Origin of the sequence: Luteolibacter sp. LG18 (assembly GCF_036322585.1) — a bacterium.
GTDB lineage: Bacteria > Verrucomicrobiota > Verrucomicrobiia > Verrucomicrobiales > Akkermansiaceae > Luteolibacter.
The window spans coordinates 1,390,022-1,406,574 of record NZ_AP024600.1 but is presented as its reverse complement, the minus strand read 5'-3'; the positions used below and the strand labels follow the sequence as shown (position 1 = coordinate 1,406,574).

Genomic DNA, 16,553 nt, shown 5'->3' with positions numbered 1-16,553 from the left:
GTCACGCCATGGCTTTTTCGAGGATGAAGGCGAGCTCCTCCTTTTCGTGATCCGGTAGCGGAGCCGTCCGGGCGAGCTTCTTCAACCGCTCCTTCCGCTCGGGCGGGAGACGGAGAAACGCCCTGTTCTCCCGCTGTCGCCATTGCCTGACCAAGGTCAGCACGAAGGCCGGATCGTGTTCACGGGCATGGCTCAGAAGCAGTTCGAGGCCGTCCCATTTGTTGAAGGCGATGCACAGCTTCATCAGCACGGTGCGCAGCTCGATGGAAAAGCGATTCCAATCGGCGGTGCCGGAAAGCAGATGCACGCCAAGGGCCTGCCCCGCATCACCCAGTCGCCTCCTCGCGACCTTGCCGATGCCAGGCCGTGGATCGTCCGCATCCTGAAGAAACCGGTCGACGTGTTCCGCGATGGAATCCGCGGGCAAACACAGCAGGGCGGCTTTCTTGAGGGCCGCATCATCCGAGTCCAGATGGCGTGCGGCCATGGCACGGCCTTCTGCCGGACAGGTTTCGCACAATCCCTGCAAGGCCACCGGCGCGTAAGCCGCGGTGTTCAGCGCCGCCCGGTAATGGGCGGCGAAGTCCATCGGGGCCAACCGGGCAAGGTGGAATCGGGCGAACTGGCGCAGGCTCTTGCTGGGAACGAGGAGCGTGGTGACCAACTTCGGCACCACCGCCTGTGGTTCGGTTTCCACGAGAAATGTCAGCCATTCGCGGCGGACCGGCACCACGCGCGCATGGTCCAGCCGCAGGGTGGCCGCCTCGCGGTCCTCATCGCCCAAGCGTGGCAACACCGAGCGGATGTACCACAGCAAGGCCGTGCGGTCGTTGCTCTCCAGCAGGGCCCTCCTTGTCCGCGGCCCTGGCACACCGGCTTCCGATTTCAGGATGCCGAGGTAGAGCCCGCGTTCCTTCCCTTGTGCGTGGTTCCAGCACCACAGCCAGGCGTCCTCATCGCGCTCTCCGACAAGAGCCATCCGCCATGCCTCAAGCGCGTCGCGCCGCTCGCGGAATCCGCTGCGTCCGCAATCCCGGAGTCGCTCCACCAGTGGGACCAACCGCATCCGCTCGTTTTGATCCAATTCTCCTACCACCTGCGGCAGATGTTTCTCCGCCAGGTCACGTACCGGCGGAGCCCAATCGTTCAGGCGGACGAACAGCAAGCTGGCCCGGAGCAGGGCAGGCAATTGTCCACGGTGGCGGATCGCCTCCGCCCGGACCTGTCCGGAGTGATGGCAAAGCGCGAGTATCTCCACGGCAGGGCCATGGAGCGTTGGCAGGGGGGCCAAGGGACGGCGGGAGGAAAGCATGTTGCGCCGGATCGCCTCGTCCACCCGCGGCCACATCCGGATGGGGAGTTTCATCGCAAGCTCCATCGCCACCGTTCCCAGCGGCGGGCAAATGCCGCGTTGATCGGTGGCAAGGAGGTCCAAGGACTGGAGCAGGGCGAGTTCGGGCTTTTCCGTCTGGAGGTGGCCGAGGGCGGCATCGAGTTCGGCCGCCGTGGGGAACTTCTCTTCTGGTTCAGAGTTCGCCGCGGTCAGGGCGCGCCAGATCGCCGCCACGGCGGACCGGGCGATTTCAGTGAGGGCGTTCCGTTGGCTCATGGGAGATGGAGTTGGCGAGGAAAACAAAAAGGGCGGCGGTTCCGGAGAACCGCCGCCCTTGGGAAAAAAGCAGGGGTTCAGTTCGCCACGATGCTGACGAGCTTGCCGGGGACGTAGATCACCTTGCGGATGGTCTTGCCGTCGGTGTGCTCCTTCACGCGCTCGCTGGCCTGGGCCAGGGCTTCCACTTCGGTCTGGTCGGCGCTGGTGGAGATGCGGATGCGGTCGCGCAGCTTGCCATTCACCTGCACCACCACCTCGATCTCGTCGGTGACCAGCGCGGCCTCGTCGTGCTGCGGCCACGCGCTCTCGCTGAGCGGCGTGACGCCGCCGAGCAGGGCGTGGATTTCCTCGGTGAGGTGCGGTGCGAAGGGGTTCAGCACGTGCAGCAGCAGCGTGAACTCCTTCAGCGGGGCCACGTCCGCCTGGGTGAAGGCATTCGTGCAGATCATCATCTGCGAGATCGCGGTGTTGAACGACAGCTTCTCGATGTCCTCGGTGACCTTCTTCACCGTCTCGTGCACCACCTTGAGCAGGTCCTTGTCCGTGCACGGCACGTCCTGGACCTTGCCGTTCGACTTCCAATCGCCGGCTTCGGTCTGCTCGAAGGCGATGCGCCAGACGCGGGCGAGGAAACGGGAGACACCCTCCACGCCCTTCATGCTCCACGGCTTCACCTGCTCCAGCGGGCCCATGAACATCTCATAGAGGCGCAGCGAATCCGCGCCGTATTCCTTCACGACGTCGTCCGGGTTCACCACGTTGCCGCGGGACTTGGACATCTTCTGGCCGTCCTCGCCGAGGATCAGCCCCTGGTTCACCAGGCGTTGGAACGGTTCGTTGCTGCCCACGTGGCCGAGGTCGAACAGCACCTTGTGCCAGAACCGCGCGTAGAGCAGGTGCAGCACGGCGTGCTCGGTGCCGCCGATGTACAGGTCCACCATCCCCGGCTTGTCGCCGCCGCCCCAGTAGGACTCGGCGGCCTCGGAGATGAAACGTCCCGAATTACGAGGATCGCAGTAGCGCAGGTAGTACCAGCACGATCCCGCCCACTGCGGCATCGTGTTGGTCTCGCGGATCGAGCCGTCCGGCAGCTCCACCCACTCGCGGGCCTTGCTCAGCAGCGGCTCTGGCGAGCCGGAAGGCTTGTAATCCTCCAGCGGCGGGGCCAGCAGCGGCAGCTCGGCGTCCGGCAGCGCGTAATGCAGGCCGTCCTTCCAGGTCAGCGGGAAGGGCTCGCCCCAGTAGCGCTGGCGGGAGAACAGCCAGTCGCGCAGCTTGAACTGCACACGGCGCTTGCCTTTGCCTTCGCCTTCCAGCCATCCGATCATCTTCGCCTTGGCTTCGGCCGTCGGCAGGCCATCCAGGAAACCGGAGTTCACCGCCGTGCCCGGATCGGTGTAGCCCTGCCAGGCTTGGTCGCCGGCCGGCTGCACCACCTGCACGATCGGCAGGTCGAACTTCTTCGCGAACTCGAAGTCACGCTCGTCGTGCGCCGGCACGGCCATGATCGCGCCGGTGCCGTAGCCCATCATCACGTAGTCCGCGATCCACACCGGGATCTGCTCGCCGCTCACCGGGTTGGTGGCATGCGCGCCGGTGAAAACGCCGGACTTGTCCTTGTTCAGGTCGCCGCGCTCCAGATCGGACTTCGCCGCGCAGGCCGCCACGTAGGCGTCCACCGCCGCCTTCTGGTCCGGCGTCGTGATTTCGGAAACGTAAGGATGCTCCGGGGCCAGCACCATGTAGGTCGCTCCGAACAGCGTGTCCGGCCGGGTGGTGAACACGGTTACCGTGTGGCCATCGAGTTGGAAATCCACTTCCGCGCCCTCGCTGCGGCCGATCCAGTTCTTCTGCAGCAGCTTGATGCCTTCCGGCCAATCCAGCGGCTCCAGCTCGTCGATCAAACGCTGGGCGTAGCTCGTGATCCGCAGCATCCACTGGCGCAGCGGACGGCGCTCGACGATGTGGCCCTTCGAGCGCCACTCCTCGACCTCTTCGTTCGCCAGCACCGTGCCCAGGTCCGGGGACCAGTTCACCGGCGCTTCATGGACGAAGGCCAGCCGCACCGCGTCGATCTGCTCACGCGTCCAGCCCTTCGCTTCCAGCTCGGAAATGGGGCGGGCCTGCCGCGTCTCCTCGTCGAAATAGGAGGAGTAGAGCTGCAGGAAGATCCACTGCGTCCAGCGCACGTATTCAGGATCGGTCGTCGCGATCTCGCGGTCCCAATCGTAGGCGAAACCCAGCGACTTCAGCTGGCGCTTGAAGGTCTCGATGTTCGCGGTGGTGGTGATCGCCGGATGCTGGCCGGTCTTGATCGCGTACTGCTCCGCCGGCAGGCCGAAAGAATCCCAGCCCATCGGGTGCAGCACGTTGAAGCCCTGGCGGCGCTTCGCCCGGCCGATGATGTCGGTGGCGGTGTAGCCCTCCGGGTGGCCCACGTGGAGGCCGGAACCGGACGGATACGGGAACATGTCCAGGACGTAGAACTTCGGCTTCGTGGCATCGAAGTCCGCGTCACCCGGATTCGGGGTGCGGAACGTCTTCTCCGCGTCCCAGCGGGCCTGCCACTTGGGTTCGAAGTCGTCGAAAGGAAACGGTTTGCGGCGGTCGGACATGGTCTTCGGAAAACGGGAAAGGGGCGCGGACTCTGGCGGAACGCCTTCACCTTGAAAAGCAAAACCCCGCCGGGCCACCAGGCCGGGCGGGGAAATCGAATGGCGGACAACCCGCCGGAATCTTTCGGAAACCCAAAGGATCAGCCCTTCGCGCCGAGCAGGCCCTTCAGGTGCGTCACGTAGGCCGTGTCGCCACCGTCCTTGTAGCCGGTCTGGCCGACCTTCTTGCCGTCGCCGTCCACCAGGATCACCGTCGGGTAGCCCCGCACGCCGAATTCCTTGGCCAGCGCCTCGTTCTGCTCCTTGAGCTTGCGGCTCTGGCGCTTGTCGTGTGGGAAATCCACTTCCACCAGGATCAGCTTGTCCTTGGCGTAGTCTTTGAAGGCCTTCTGCGAGAAGACCTCCTTGTCCAGTTTCATGCACCAGCCGCACCAGTCGGAGCCGGTGAAGTCGAGCAGGATGGTCTTGTTCTCCTTCTTCGCCTGGGCCTTGGCGGCCTCGTAGTTGTCCGTCCAGCCCGCGCCACTTCCGGCGAGGGCGAGGGCGGCGGTGGCGAAAAGGGTGGCGGCGGATGCGATAATCTTTTTCATCAAGCGGGGTTCAGATAGGGGAAAGCCCCGCCCGGACCAGGTCCGGACGGGGCACCATGACAGGTATTCCGTTCAAAGGGGTCAGTCGAGTTCCTTCTTCGTGAGGGACTCGTCGAGGTGCTTCAGGAAGCCCTCGCTATCGGGAAACTGGGAGGCGAAGAAGCGGTTGAACTCCTTGCCCTGCGGGTCCAGCAGCACCACCGTCGGGAAGCCTTCGATCTTGTACTTCTCCGCCAGCGGCTTGTTCTTCTCGGCGATTTCCTTCTCGGCCTTCGGGAAATCCAGCTCCACCAGCACGAACTTCTTCGAGGCCTTGTCCACGAAGTCCTTCTTCGAAAAGACGTTCTTCCGCATCGCGATGCACGGCGGGCACCAGTCGGAGCCGGTGAACTCCACCAGCACGGATTTCTTCTCCTTCTTGGCGGTGGCGAGGGCTTTTTCGAGATCGGTGGACCAGCCTTCGAGCGTGGCGGAGAAGGCGGAAGCGGAAAGGGCGGCGACACCGACCGTGACAGAGGCAAGCCAGGTGATTGCTTTCATTGACCTATAAGGCGTAGCACAACGCCGGATTATTTCAAAAATCTTGGCCCCGGTCCCGCAAACCGGTAGCCGGAGGTATGGAAACCCGCCCCCGGCTCGTCATCGCCACCCGCAACGCCCACAAGACCGCGGAAATCCGCTCGATGATCGGGGATCGCTACGAAGTCCTCGACGTCACCGCCTTCCCGGACCTCCCCTCCGTCCCGGAAACCGGCACCACCTTCCTCGAAAACGCCCGCCTCAAGGCCCTCGCCATCAGCCGCGAAATCGAGGGCATCGTCCTCTCCGACGACTCCGGCCTCGAGGTCGACGCCCTCGCCGGAGCTCCCGGCGTCTGGTCCTCCAGCTACGGCGGCGAGGAGGGCAACCACACCCGCAACAACGAGCGCCTTATGCGCGAGATGTCCGACAAGAACCAGCGTACCGCCCGCTTCCGCTGCACCATGGTTGTCGCCGAGCACGGCACGGAGCTCGGCAATTTCGACGGCAGCGTGGAGGGCGCGATCATTGAGGAGCGCCGCGGCACGGGCGGCTTCGGCTACGATCCGCTTTTCGTCCCCGCTGGCTACGACCGGACCTTCTCCGAACTCGGCGACGACGTGAAGAACCAGCTCAGCCACCGTGCCCGCGCCCTGGCCAAGGTGGTCGAGTGGCTGGAAACCCGGCGATGAACGCTAGGAAAGAAAGCAAGGTTCCGCGGCTCTTCGGCATCCTCATGCTGCTGGGCGGTTGCGGGATGCTCGCGCTGGCCATCTTCGGCCACGCCCGTGGCGGAGGAGAAAGTCCGTGGTATGTCTGGCTGTTTCCGTGGCCCTTCCTCGCGATTGGCGTCGGAGGCATCCTGTACGGAAAACTTTCCGCGCGAGCGGCCATTCGATCCACCCCCACACAGGATGATCTGGGCCGGGTGATCCTGCCGGGAGGCACAGGCCGGGTTCGCGATGCCATTCCGGTCGTGGTGGGTGCCATCGCGATGAACTGTCTGGCATGGACCTTTGTCGGGGTGGCCTGGCAGGAATGGGCCAAAGGCAAAGCTCCGTGGATTCTCCTCCTGGTCACAGGAGGTGCGGTGGTCGCGGGAGCCGCCGTGGCCTGGCGCTCGCTGCAACAGGTCCTTGGTTGTTTTGCCCCGACCTTCGACCTGTGCCTCGAACCATCCCCCCGCAAGGGCGGCGCCACGTCCTTCCAATGGCACCGGCGTCGCGGCACCTGGCCCGTCCGACAGTTCACCTTCGAGCTCGTCGGAGTGAAAACCATTCAGTCGGCCGCCGGGCAGTCTCCCTCGCAGACCGTGACCGATCGGTTTCACCGGGAGGAACTGGCGAACGTTCCGTGTCCTGAAGAGCGATCCGCCTCCCCCATCCCGATCTCGCTCCCGTCCGTTGCTCTGGAGGCAGGGGCAAGCTTGGAATGGGGGATCCAACTCCAGGCCCGTTACCGCTGCGGCTTGGTCGTTCGTGATGGCTACACACTCCCCCTCCGTAATTTGGATCGCTGCGACCTGCCCATGCTCGACCTGCCCGAGCGGCGGGTCGGTTGAAACAGCAGGCTTGATTCCCGTCGCCTGGGGATCCGGCCGCTGCTAGACGGAGGCATTCCGTGGCGAAAAAGAAAAAGAGGAGAAAGAAGATTGATTGGCGTACCCTGATCTTCGGCGTCGTTTTCACCCTGATCAGCTTGGTGTTTCTGTGGCTGGGGGCCTTGAGTCCCCTGCTCTCCCAGATGGCTTACGGGTTCGGGTCGGTGAATTGGGGGCTGCTCTTTCCCTTGTTCTTCATCGGGTTCTTCGTGGCCATCGGCGTGATGCTGATCGAGCTCGGGCTCCCGGAGCGCACGCGCGCACCCGGCGCTCCAAAGGCGATGAACCCGCGGGTGGCCATTCTGTGGCTGGCGGGCGGGCTTTTTGCCACGACCGGCTCGGTGCTGGTGATTGGGGGGATGATGCCGGACCTCTATGCGGTATTCGCCGCCCGTGATTGGCCCGAAGTTCCAGCCCGGATCACCTCCATCGGCACGGTGATCGAGGGGCGGGGAAAACACGCCCATCTGGAAATCGACGTCCGCTATATCTATCGCTTCGAGGGGCACGACTTTGAATCGGATCGGTATGAACTGATCCGCGGCAGTATTTTCACGGACGGAGCCAAGAAGGCTGCCGTGCGGGCGCATCCGGTGGGCTCGACCGTCACCTGCTTGGTGAATCCCCGGAAGCCGTGGATGGCGGTGGTGGAGAGAGGGATCGGCGGTGCAGTGGCGTATTGGACCCTCTGCCTCGCCATCTCCGGCGGTGGTATCTTCTTATTGCGGTTCCTGTGGAAGCATCGGAAGTCGCTGGAGCGAGTTGTTCGTTGAATACCGCTGGCCCCGGAGACAGGTACCTCTCCTCCGTGCCTGGCGGCACCATCCGCGTTTTCCATGGACCCCGCCATCAGGGTCCGTTAGATCGCAGCCGTGTCAGGGGTGATCAACCGCTCGGGCTCCAAGTCGTGGGGCGCGTTTGCCTTCATGGGGCTGTGGTTCCTCGTGTCGTCGATATTCGTGGGGCTGGGAATCTGGCACACGTGGACGGAGTTTTCGAAGTTCAGCTGGACCAAGGTGCCCTGTATCATCGAGCGCTTCGAAATCGCCGCGGACCCAACCCACACTCCGGCGTTTCAACCGGATCTTGCCTTTCGCTACAGGTGGGAGGGGCAGGAGAAACTCGGCACCCGGCTGTGGGGCGCAGCCGATGGCCGCGATGCATACGAATCGATTGCCGAGATCCGGGAAACGCTGCGCCTGAGCGCGGGCCGCGAGGTGATTGCTGGCACTGCCACCGAATGCCGTGTGAATCCCGCGGACCCGGATCAGGCCATTCTGGTTCGCACCGGTGATGGATGGATTGGCGTGCTGATGGCCGGGATGGGCGCGCTGTTCCTCGCGATCGGCGTGTGCGCGTTCCGGGACACCTTCGGGAAGTGGATGCAGTTGGCCCTGGTGAGCTTCTTCGGGCTGATCGGTTTCGGCGTGCTCGGAGCCTTTGTCGTTCCCGGAATCGTCCGTTCGGTGCAGGCCCGCCGGTGGGTGCCGGTGCCGGCCGAGGTCGTCTGGAGCCGTGTCGGCGTCTCCCATGGCCGCGGCACCACCTACCGCGTGGACATCTTCTACCGTTACACTTTCGAAGGCCACGCCTATGCCTCGAACCGGTATGGGGCCAGCGAAGGCGGCTCCAGCGGCTTCTCCGCCAAACAGCAGGCAGTGGACGCTCATCCTCCGGGCTCGACGTTCACCTGTCTGGTGAACCCATCGAAGCCATGGATGGCGGTGGTGGAGCCTGTCACCGGCTCGCTCGGCCAGTTGGTGTTCTTCGCCTTGTTGTCGCTGCCCTTCGCCGCCATCGGGGTCGCGGGGTGGAGGGACCTCTGGAAGAATCGCGGCAGCCAAGCCCGCTCCGAAGTCGGTTCGGTGCCTCCGGCAACCCTCGTCCTTGCTCCGCCCGGGCGCATGGGGGGGGCGGTGGGCTTGGGCATCCTCGCCGCCATGTGCTATGGGCCCGTCTTCCTCGCAGGTTGGGACGCCTGGCCGTTTCTCCCCTTCGGTGCCTTCCTCACCTGGCATGCGGCCCGGTGGATGCTGACCCTGAATGGCCCCCGCTTCGAGCTGCGGATGAGTCCCGCCGTCCTGGCCCCGGGCGGGCGCGCGAGCCTCTCTTGGCGCCGCACCACTGGGCGGGGCGAGGTGCGCAGGTTGACCTTGCGCCTCGAGTGCACGGAAATCCGCGGCTACGGTAAACACAAGCGCCGCCGCCTCCTGCACCTGCTTCCCCTTGCAGACATTCCATCACCGGGCGCGGAATCCATCCGCCCCATCGAGTTCGCCGTGCCGTCCGACGCCCGGCCGTCCGAGGCCCACGATGAAACCCGCGTCGAATGGAAGCTCCACATTCTAACAGAGGCCCCGCGTCGCCCGACCGCCAAGGACGAGCACGGAATCGAGGTAAAGGCCGCCGGATCATGAGAGGGTGCCGTCTCGTGGATCTCTCCCGGGGATTCCACGAACTTGCCCGGTTTCGTCACGACCGGCCATTGGAATGCCGCCGGGCGTTTCCCATCGACCGTGTCTCCGCGGTTGGTTAGAGGGCAGCCGTGAGAATGGGAAAGCGCAGGAGGGCGGGGAGTTCGGGGTCGGTGGGGTTCGGCATCGTCTGGACGCTCTTCAGCTCGATCTTCCTGGTGGTCGGCTTGCTGTCGGTCTTCAAGAGCCTTTCCTACCTCGCTTGGGACCGGGTGCCCTGTGTGGTCGAGCGGTTCGGGATCCGCGCGGATCCCAAACAAGATCCACCTTATCAAGCGGATCTCCGCTTCCGCTACACATGGGACGGCCGCGAGTATACCTCCGATCGTCTGTGGCCGGACAAGAACGGTAGCGATGCATACGAGGATCTCGGGGAGGTTTTGGAGACGATGCGCACCGGTGCGGGGCGGGACGTCATCCAAGGAGTTTCCTCGGCATGCCGGGTGAATCCGAACAACCCCACCGCAGCTTCGCTACTGGGGGTATCGGGAGGAGCGTGGGGCGGGCTGATCTTCGCCACGGTGGGCGGTTTGTTCGTGCTGATCGGCATCGGCATCATGCGGATGCCAGCGCGATCGGGACCCCAGGTCGCTCCATTGGATGACGGATCATCCCCGGAGCCGGGAATGGGCAGGCTTCCCGGAATCCCCTTCTTCGCGGTCTTCGCCCTCGTGGGACTCGGCATGCTCGGAGGCGTGACCGTGCCCGCCTTGGTGAGGAAGTTCGCGGCCAGGGATTGGGTGGAGGTTCCCGCCCAGGTGATCTGGAACCGGACGGTGGAGCGCGGCAGCGGCGAGGACCGCAGCGTGAAACGGGACTTCTTCTACCGCTATACCTTCTCCGGGCGTGAGTACCGTTCGAACCGCTATGATCTCGGCGGGGCCTTCGGAGGGTTAAATACCAAGTCCACGATCATGAGCAATTTCCTGCAGTCCCATCCGGCAGGTTCTCCGATCGTCTGCCATGTGAATCCCGGTAAGCCGTGGCAGGCGGTGGTGGACCGGGAAATCGTGGGCGGCATCATTCTGGTCCTTTTTCCGATCCCGTTCACCGTCGTGGGCGTGGGTGGATTGTTCGGAATGTGGTGGTGGCCCCGCTACCAGAGGAGGCTGGCGCTCAAGGCTTCCTTCAATCTTCCCGGGAGGGGGTGCCGGACGGAGCAAGGCGTGTTGCTCAGCGGCGGGACGAAGCGTTTGACCACGTTGCTGGGAATCGGATTCGCGGCGATCTTCTGGAACAGCATCGTGGGAGTATTCGTGAGCGTCGCGGTCTCAGAGTGGCGGAGCGGGCGGTCCGAGGTGTTTCTCAATCTCTTCCTCATTCCCTTCGTGGCCGTCGGCACCTGGCTCCTGCTGGCCGCCTTCAACCGGTTGCTTCAGTTCCGTGCTCCCACCTATGAAGTCCGGCTGCTGCCCGGACCGATGGCCCCGGGGGATGAAGGTGAGTTCAGGTGGTGTCGCCGCGAGGGCAAGGGCCAGCCGCTCCGGCTCTCCATCCTGCTCATCGGGGTAAAATCCTCCTCGGCGGGGGACGGCCACGAGAAGGTCGCCCACCGGGAAACCCTCGCCGAGATCCAGCAGCCGGGAGACGGCTCTCTCCAAGCCATCCGGATAAAGCTTCCGGTTTTTCAGGCCGATGGCCCGGGCAAGCTGATCTGGAAGATCCGTTTCTCTCCCCGCATGGCCTCCTGGCTGCCCGCGGTTCCGGAGGATCTGGAGATCCCGGTCAGTGAATCCGGAAGGCCGGGATTCGGCTGATGAGGAAAATGCGCGGGGCCGCGCAACCAAGCGCCATAAAATTTGTTAGACCCCGGGGCTTGCCCTCGGCCGCATCCAGCCGCTAACAACCGCGGATCAAAAATTTCCCCGGCGGCTATAAATATTTTGTAAAACTTAATAAATTTGGCTACAACCCCTTTCATGAAACGCTTTTTGCTGCTCCTGCTCGCCCTTCCGGTGGCCGGCGGCTTGTCCTCCTGCTCCAGCCAGGTTCCGGCGAAGCGCCCGGTTTCCTATCACTTTGAGTCCGGCAAGACCGCGCTGCTCCAAGGCGGCATGGCCTACGCCCCGCGCAATGCCCCCGATGCCGTGAAACGCGCCATCCAGGCGGGCAACCGTCTTCAGGGCAAACCCTACAAGTGGGGCGGTGGCCACGCCAATGGCGAGGACTGGGGCTACGATTGCTCCGGCACCGTCTCCTACGTCCTGCGCTCCGCCGGTCTGCTCAATGGCGTCGGCACCTCGAAGGACTACTTCAGCTACGGCAACAAGGGCGAAGGCAGGTGGATCACCATCTACACGCGCAAGGGCCACGTCTTCATGACCATCGCCGGCCTGCGCCTCGATACCGGTGGCCGCGGGGGTGGTGATGGCCCGCGTTGGCGTCCACAGACCCGCTCCGCCGGTGGCACCGTGATGCGCCACCCGGACGGCCTCTGATCGTCTTTTGCCAAGGGCGCTGGCCATGGATCTTCCCGACGTCATCGCCCATTGCCTGTCGAAGCCCGGCGTGGAGGAAACCACGCCGTTCGGCCCGGACGTGCTCGTCTACAAGGTGGGCGGCAAGATGTTCGCCCTCACCGTGCCGGACGATTTCCCGGCACGGGTGAACCTGAAGTGCGACCCGGAACGCGCCGTGGAGCTGCGGGACGAATACGAGTCCGTGATCCCCGGCTACCACATGAACAAACGCCACTGGAACACGGTGATTCTCAATGGTGCCCTCCCGCCGAAGCTGGTGCGGGAGCTCATCGACCACTCCTACGATCTGGTCGTCGCCTCGCTGCCGAAAAAGAAGCGCTGACCGACGCAAAAAGGCCGCGCTCCGGTGGGGAACGCGGCCTTTCTGAAAATCAAACGCTTACACGCGGCCGAGCGAGGCCTGCACGCGCTGGTCGATCACCTCGGCCAGACCGGCTTCGCCGTCCTCGCGGAGGAAGTCGCAGTAGTTCGAGGACACGGCCTCAAGGTCGTCGGCATACTGGACGCCGAGTGCCTCGAAGGCGGCCAGCGCCTTCTCGAAATGCCGCTTCGCCCACGCCCGGTCGCCGGTCTGGAGCAGGGCCAGCGCGAGGTTATTGTGGGACTGGGCGGTGTCCGGGTGGTATTCGCCGAAGAGCTGGCGGCGGGCTTCCAATGCCATCATGTGCATCTCGCGGGCCTGCTCGGTGAAGCCAGCGGAGAGGTAAAGCGCGCCGAGATTGTTCGAAACGGCGGCGGTTTCCTCGTTGGTGGATCCCACATGGGCGTGGAGGATCTCCAGCGCGCGCAGGAAATAGGACTCCGCGGCATCGTGGTTGCCTGCGGCCTTCTTGATCACCCCGAGGTTGTTCGCCAGCGAGGCGACATCGAGGAGGAGCGGCGGATCGTGCTTTTCGAAACAATCGATGGCCTTTTCCCACGTGCTGAAAGCCTTCATCTCATCTCCGAGCGCGTCGTACACGGCCCCGAGACCGGCGTAGAGGCGGCCGATCTGGTCGAGGCGGTCGAGACGGCTGTCGAGCTGGTCGATCGCCTGGCGGTAATCGTCGCGGGCGGGCTCGTAGCGGCCGAGTTCGCGGAGGATTTCCGCCCGGATCTCCAGGCAGGTGGCAAAATTGTCGATGCTGTCAAAATCGCTACTCAGTTCATACTGAGCGCGTTCCACGGCGGCGTTGGCGGCGTGGAGCGCTTCGTCCAAGTCCCCGCCTTGGCGCAGGGCGTCCACGCGCTCACGGAGAATTCCAATCAGGGTCGCGGTTGGCGAATTCATAAGGTCTATACATCGTTAACACCGGAGGGGGCTCCTGACGAGCCAAAATCCCCGAAACCGGCTAACCGTTCGATCAAATCCCGCCGAATGGAAGGTAAATCTCCGATGGCATCCCTCAAAGCTGCATCCGGTGCCCGCTGATCGTTCGAAACTCCGAACAATCGGGCCAATTCCCGTTCGAAATGGCGCATCGCCCGCTCGCTGGCCCCCTTTTCGTCGATGTGGTCCAGCGCCCGCCTCAGCAGGTCGAATAGTTCCGGTTCCGGATGCCCCGGCTCCACCCCCTGCTCGATCAGGCGGCAGCAATAGCCAGCCAGCAGGGTGGCGGCGTAGCTTTTCCGCAGGCCGGTCCGCCAGGCGGAGATCGCGATTTCCTTGAGGAGGTGAAGCTCGCCCCGCTTGGCGGGTTCCCACGCGATTTCGCCCCCGAAAAACAAATCGAGCTTCCCGGTGAAGGGGCCGCCGGGGCGTTTGGCACCCCGGGCCACCGTTTTGACAACCCCCGCCTCCTCCGTGAGCCAATGGACGATCAAGCTCGTGTCGGTGAGCTTGGTCAGCCGGATCAGGATGGCGGGCGATTGCTCCATGGCTCAGAACAGCTCGCCCCGCGGTGGTGCGGCGGCCACGGCAGGCAGGGGCTCGAAGGAAGGCAGCGGTTCGACCAGGTTCGCGGGCAGCGGGAACTGCTTCTCGTAGATCCCTTCAGCCAGCTCGTTCGAGTTCGCGTAAACGTCCGCCATCATCTCCAGCTTGGCGTCGAGGTTGTCGATGTGGTGCAGGGCGATGGCCTCCGGGGTCCGCGGCAGCGCGGGCGAGCCGAACTGGTATTCGCCGTGGTGGCTGGCGATGAGGTGGAGCAGGTGCAGGCGCACGGTTTCGGTGGCGGGCTCCAGTGGCAGCCAGCCGCGCCCGGCCGGGGAATCCGCCACGTCCCGCCACAGCTTGTTCACCAGTTCGATGCCCAGCGGGATGTGGCCGAGCATCTCGCCATGGAGCGAGTAGTCTTGGGTGAAACCGCGCTCGCGGTACTGGTTTTCCCACAGCTTCCCGCAGTCGTGAAACAGCACGCCCACCAGCAGCAGGTCGCGGTTCAGGCGCGGGTAGGCGGTGCAGACCGCGTCGGCGGTGCGCATCATCTGGGAGACGTGTTCGATGAGTCCGCCACGGCGGGCGTGGTGGTTCTTCCGGGCTGCCGCCGCCCGGCGGAATCGGGGCCCGAATTCCTTCAGGAAATGGTCCGCCAGCGCGTGCAGGCGCGGGTCGTTCACCGAGGCACACAGGCCGGTGATCGTGTCCCAATCCCGGCGCTGCTTTTCCGCCGTGGCGGCATCCCCGGCATAGAAGACTTCCAGTGCATCGCCGGTCAGGCGTTCCCAGGCCACGTTGGTGGCGTTCACCCCGTAGGTGTTCTGGGTCCACTCCGCATCGAGGCGCATCACCGTGCCATCCGGCAGGCTGGAGGCGGCGTCGAACAGCGGAGCGTCCGACCACGCATTGAGCGAGAACGAGCCGGTTGCGTCGGCGAAGGTGAGCACCAGATAGGGCTTGCCGGTCTTGGTTTGGCGCTGGCTGCGGGATTGCAGCTCGGCATCGACGGCAGCGGCCAGCGCTTGCTCGCCAGCCTCGTTCTTCAGGGACGCGATCGTCAGGAAATTCACCCCCGCAGCATCCACGCGCCCCCCGCCGCTGTCACGAACGGAACCGGTTTCTCAGGCCAGGTTCCATTCGTCCGGCCGGTTGGGATCCAGCGTCCGAACCTGCGGGAAACTGGTGAAATCCCCAACATTGAAAGTCAATAGGGCATCCAGGTCCTGTGACAGGCAGACCGCCACCAACCGGGCGTCGTGGGTTCGCTTTCCGTGGACATCCGCATGGCTCACGAGTTGCTTCCAGCGCGCGAAGATATCCGGCGTTTCCGGAATCAGGGTGAATCTGGCTTCCAAGCCGGAAAGTTCTGTAGCGGCTTGGACCCGGTTCCATCCCAATCCGTTGGCGGCCACGGGACGGGTGGCGACTGCCCAGAACTCGATCAGATTCTGAGGGCATAGGCAGACGTCGTGACCGCTCCCGAGCAAGAGGGCGATCGCCGCGACAGCCGCCGGGTGATGGGCCGAGCCGGGATCTGCCACCCGCAACCAGATGTTGGTATCCGCCAAAACCCGGGCCATGGCGTCAGTCGTCGTAAATGGTGTCGCGACCGGCATCGGGCAAGCCGACGTGAGGACGCTCCCGGTTTGCCCATTGGAGGAAATCGTCCGCCCTCTGGGTGTTTTCCTGCGACGAAGGAGTCTGCATGAAAATCCACACGCGAACCTCTTCATCCGGAGTGCGGTCCAAGGGACGCTGGAGCTCCAGATGCCGCGGATCGGTGGCAACCGCCGTGGTTGTGACAATCCTCGTCATGAATGGAAGCTAGTGGATCCCGGGCGTTCCGTAAAGGCTGGTCAACACCTCTTCCCTTTCTCTGGACTCTGGATTCTCCCGGCTCCGCCGGGCGGGCTCAGCACAATCTGAGCATGTCCTTTACGAACTGGCCCCAGAGGAAGAATAGCCCGCGGCGCGAGTATTCGAAATGGCCGTCATCGGTCAGGCGGATGATGCCCGCCTTCAGGTTGTGCTGCACCTGGGCCTGCATCTCGCCCTCGATCCTGCCTTCCAGCTCGTCCGGGTCGGGCATGCGCAGGTGGTCGCGGTCCACGCCCACGCGGGACAGGAAGCACTTGTGGTCCCGCAGGATGTGGTGGAAGCACGCCCGCTCGCAGGGCACGTGGTTCCAGCGCACGCCGGGGGTGCACTTCAGGGTCGGGGAAAACGGATAGTTGGTGGTCCGCCAGGTGCGGCCGTCCTCGTCATAGGACGTCACCGAGATGAAGGCGAAGGCCACCTCGCTCTGTTCGCAGAGGCAGACGGCGGCGACGGCCATTTCCTCCGGGTGCCAGAACAGGCGGAAGAATTGCTGCATGCCGCCCCAGTCCCAGCCGCAGTCGGTCACGTGTTCGAAGCCCGCTTCCTCCATCGCGTGGGTGGCTTCCACCGCGTTCGGGAAAAACGCGGGATCGGGCAGCGGGCGGTGGCGCAGCCGGTTGTTCAGCGGCAGCCGCAGGCGGCGGATGCGGGTGAGCAGCTCGATCCACGGCAGGAAAAACCAGGCGGCCACGCCGAAGAAACCCGCCATCACCTGGCCGGTCAGGAACCACACCATGCAGAAGCTGGCGGCCAGGAAGGTGAACGCGCCCGTCTTGCGGAGCCACCCGAGACGGGAGCTGCGCAGTCCCAGGGCCAGCACGACCAAGCCGAGGACGATGAGGGGTTTGCACATGGTGGGATTCGAAGCGGGAGCGCAGCAACTAGGCATGGCGGGCCGCCCCGTCAAGCAGTGGCTGCCCGTGCGGC

General features: G+C 64.4%; 17 protein-coding genes. 7 read left to right on the top strand and 10 right to left on the bottom strand.

The genetic code is table 11. The features are described from left to right. Nucleotide 1 precedes the first annotated feature (1 nt). The 4 genes from llg_RS05905 to llg_RS05890 all read right to left on the bottom strand — a co-directional run bounded on the left by llg_RS05905 (nucleotide 2) and on the right by llg_RS05890 (nucleotide 5,357). Nucleotides 2–1,609 (bottom strand): hypothetical protein, encoded by a 1,608-nt coding sequence (locus llg_RS05905; RefSeq protein WP_338288743.1) that lies wholly within the window; start codon nucleotides 1,607–1,609, stop codon nucleotides 2–4. Nucleotides 1,610–1,686: 77 nt separating this feature from the next. Then, entirely contained in the window at nucleotides 1,687–4,227 is a 2,541-nt protein-coding gene (leuS, locus tag llg_RS05900; protein WP_338288742.1) for a leucine--tRNA ligase, read from the bottom strand. Nucleotides 4,228–4,367: 140 nt separating this feature from the next. Then, nucleotides 4,368–4,817, bottom strand: a complete 450-nt coding sequence (locus llg_RS05895; RefSeq protein WP_338288741.1) for a thioredoxin fold domain-containing protein — start codon at nucleotides 4,815–4,817, stop codon at nucleotides 4,368–4,370. An 81-nt stretch (nucleotides 4,818–4,898) separates the two neighbouring features. Further along, nucleotides 4,899–5,357 (bottom strand): thioredoxin family protein, encoded by a 459-nt coding sequence (locus llg_RS05890; RefSeq protein WP_338288739.1) that lies wholly within the window; start codon nucleotides 5,355–5,357, stop codon nucleotides 4,899–4,901. A 77-nt stretch (nucleotides 5,358–5,434) separates the two neighbouring features. Here llg_RS05890 and rdgB point away from each other — a divergent pair, with 77 nt between their 5' ends. The 7 genes from rdgB to llg_RS05855 all read left to right on the top strand — a co-directional run bounded on the left by rdgB (nucleotide 5,435) and on the right by llg_RS05855 (nucleotide 12,212). Then, on the top strand, nucleotides 5,435–6,028 hold the full coding sequence (rdgB, locus tag llg_RS05885) for an RdgB/HAM1 family non-canonical purine NTP pyrophosphatase (protein WP_338288737.1): 594 nt from the start codon (nucleotides 5,435–5,437) through the stop codon (nucleotides 6,026–6,028). After that, nucleotides 6,007–6,897, top strand: coding sequence for a hypothetical protein (locus llg_RS05880; RefSeq protein ID WP_338288735.1), 891 nt, complete (start codon nucleotides 6,007–6,009; stop codon nucleotides 6,895–6,897). The genes rdgB and llg_RS05880 overlap by 22 nt, the downstream gene beginning before the upstream one ends. Nucleotides 6,898–7,058: 161 nt before the next feature. After that, the gene (locus tag llg_RS05875) at nucleotides 7,059–7,709 is read left to right on the top strand and encodes a DUF3592 domain-containing protein (protein ID WP_338288734.1); all 651 of its coding nucleotides are present in this window, start codon (nucleotides 7,059–7,061) and stop codon (nucleotides 7,707–7,709) included. Between the two features lie 99 nt (nucleotides 7,710–7,808). Beyond that, nucleotides 7,809–9,353: a DUF3592 domain-containing protein gene (locus llg_RS05870; RefSeq protein ID WP_338288732.1), complete on the top strand. Its 1,545-nt coding sequence runs from the start codon at nucleotides 7,809–7,811 to the stop codon at nucleotides 9,351–9,353. 134 nt (nucleotides 9,354–9,487) lie between these two features. After that, entirely contained in the window at nucleotides 9,488–11,167 is a 1,680-nt protein-coding gene (locus tag llg_RS05865; protein WP_338290196.1) for a DUF3592 domain-containing protein, read from the top strand. Between the two features lie 162 nt (nucleotides 11,168–11,329). Next, a complete protein-coding gene (locus tag llg_RS05860) occupies nucleotides 11,330–11,848 on the top strand; it encodes a peptidoglycan endopeptidase (protein WP_338288730.1) in 519 nt (172 codons plus the stop codon). Nucleotides 11,849–11,873: 25 nt separating this feature from the next. Further along, on the top strand, nucleotides 11,874–12,212 hold the full coding sequence (locus llg_RS05855) for an MmcQ/YjbR family DNA-binding protein (RefSeq protein WP_338288728.1): 339 nt from the start codon (nucleotides 11,874–11,876) through the stop codon (nucleotides 12,210–12,212). Nucleotides 12,213–12,269: 57 nt separating this feature from the next. On the opposite strand, the gene llg_RS05850 is transcribed toward llg_RS05855, so the two are convergent. The 6 genes from llg_RS05850 to llg_RS05825 all read right to left on the bottom strand — a co-directional run bounded on the left by llg_RS05850 (nucleotide 12,270) and on the right by llg_RS05825 (nucleotide 16,479). Next, complete coding sequence (locus tag llg_RS05850) at nucleotides 12,270–13,160, bottom strand: tetratricopeptide repeat protein (protein WP_338288726.1); 891 nt, start codon at nucleotides 13,158–13,160, stop codon at nucleotides 12,270–12,272. Between the two features lie 5 nt (nucleotides 13,161–13,165). Beyond that, nucleotides 13,166–13,747 carry a DNA repair protein RecO gene (recO, locus tag llg_RS05845; protein WP_338288725.1) on the bottom strand — a complete coding sequence of 194 codons (582 nt, stop codon included), beginning with the start codon at nucleotides 13,745–13,747 and terminating at the stop codon, nucleotides 13,166–13,168. Between the two features lie 3 nt (nucleotides 13,748–13,750). Then, entirely contained in the window at nucleotides 13,751–14,818 is a 1,068-nt protein-coding gene (locus llg_RS05840; RefSeq protein WP_338288723.1) for an HD domain-containing protein, read from the bottom strand. Nucleotides 14,819–14,869: 51 nt separating this feature from the next. Beyond that, a complete protein-coding gene (locus llg_RS05835; RefSeq protein WP_338288721.1) occupies nucleotides 14,870–15,364 on the bottom strand; it encodes a PIN domain-containing protein in 495 nt (164 codons plus the stop codon). After that, a complete protein-coding gene (locus llg_RS05830; RefSeq protein ID WP_338288720.1) occupies nucleotides 15,333–15,563 on the bottom strand; it encodes a hypothetical protein in 231 nt (76 codons plus the stop codon). Before llg_RS05830 ends, llg_RS05835 begins: the two co-directional genes overlap by 32 nt. A gap of 97 nt (nucleotides 15,564–15,660) precedes the next feature. Further along, nucleotides 15,661–16,479, bottom strand: a complete 819-nt coding sequence (locus llg_RS05825; protein WP_338288719.1) for a hypothetical protein — start codon at nucleotides 16,477–16,479, stop codon at nucleotides 15,661–15,663. Nucleotides 16,480–16,553 lie beyond the last annotated feature (74 nt).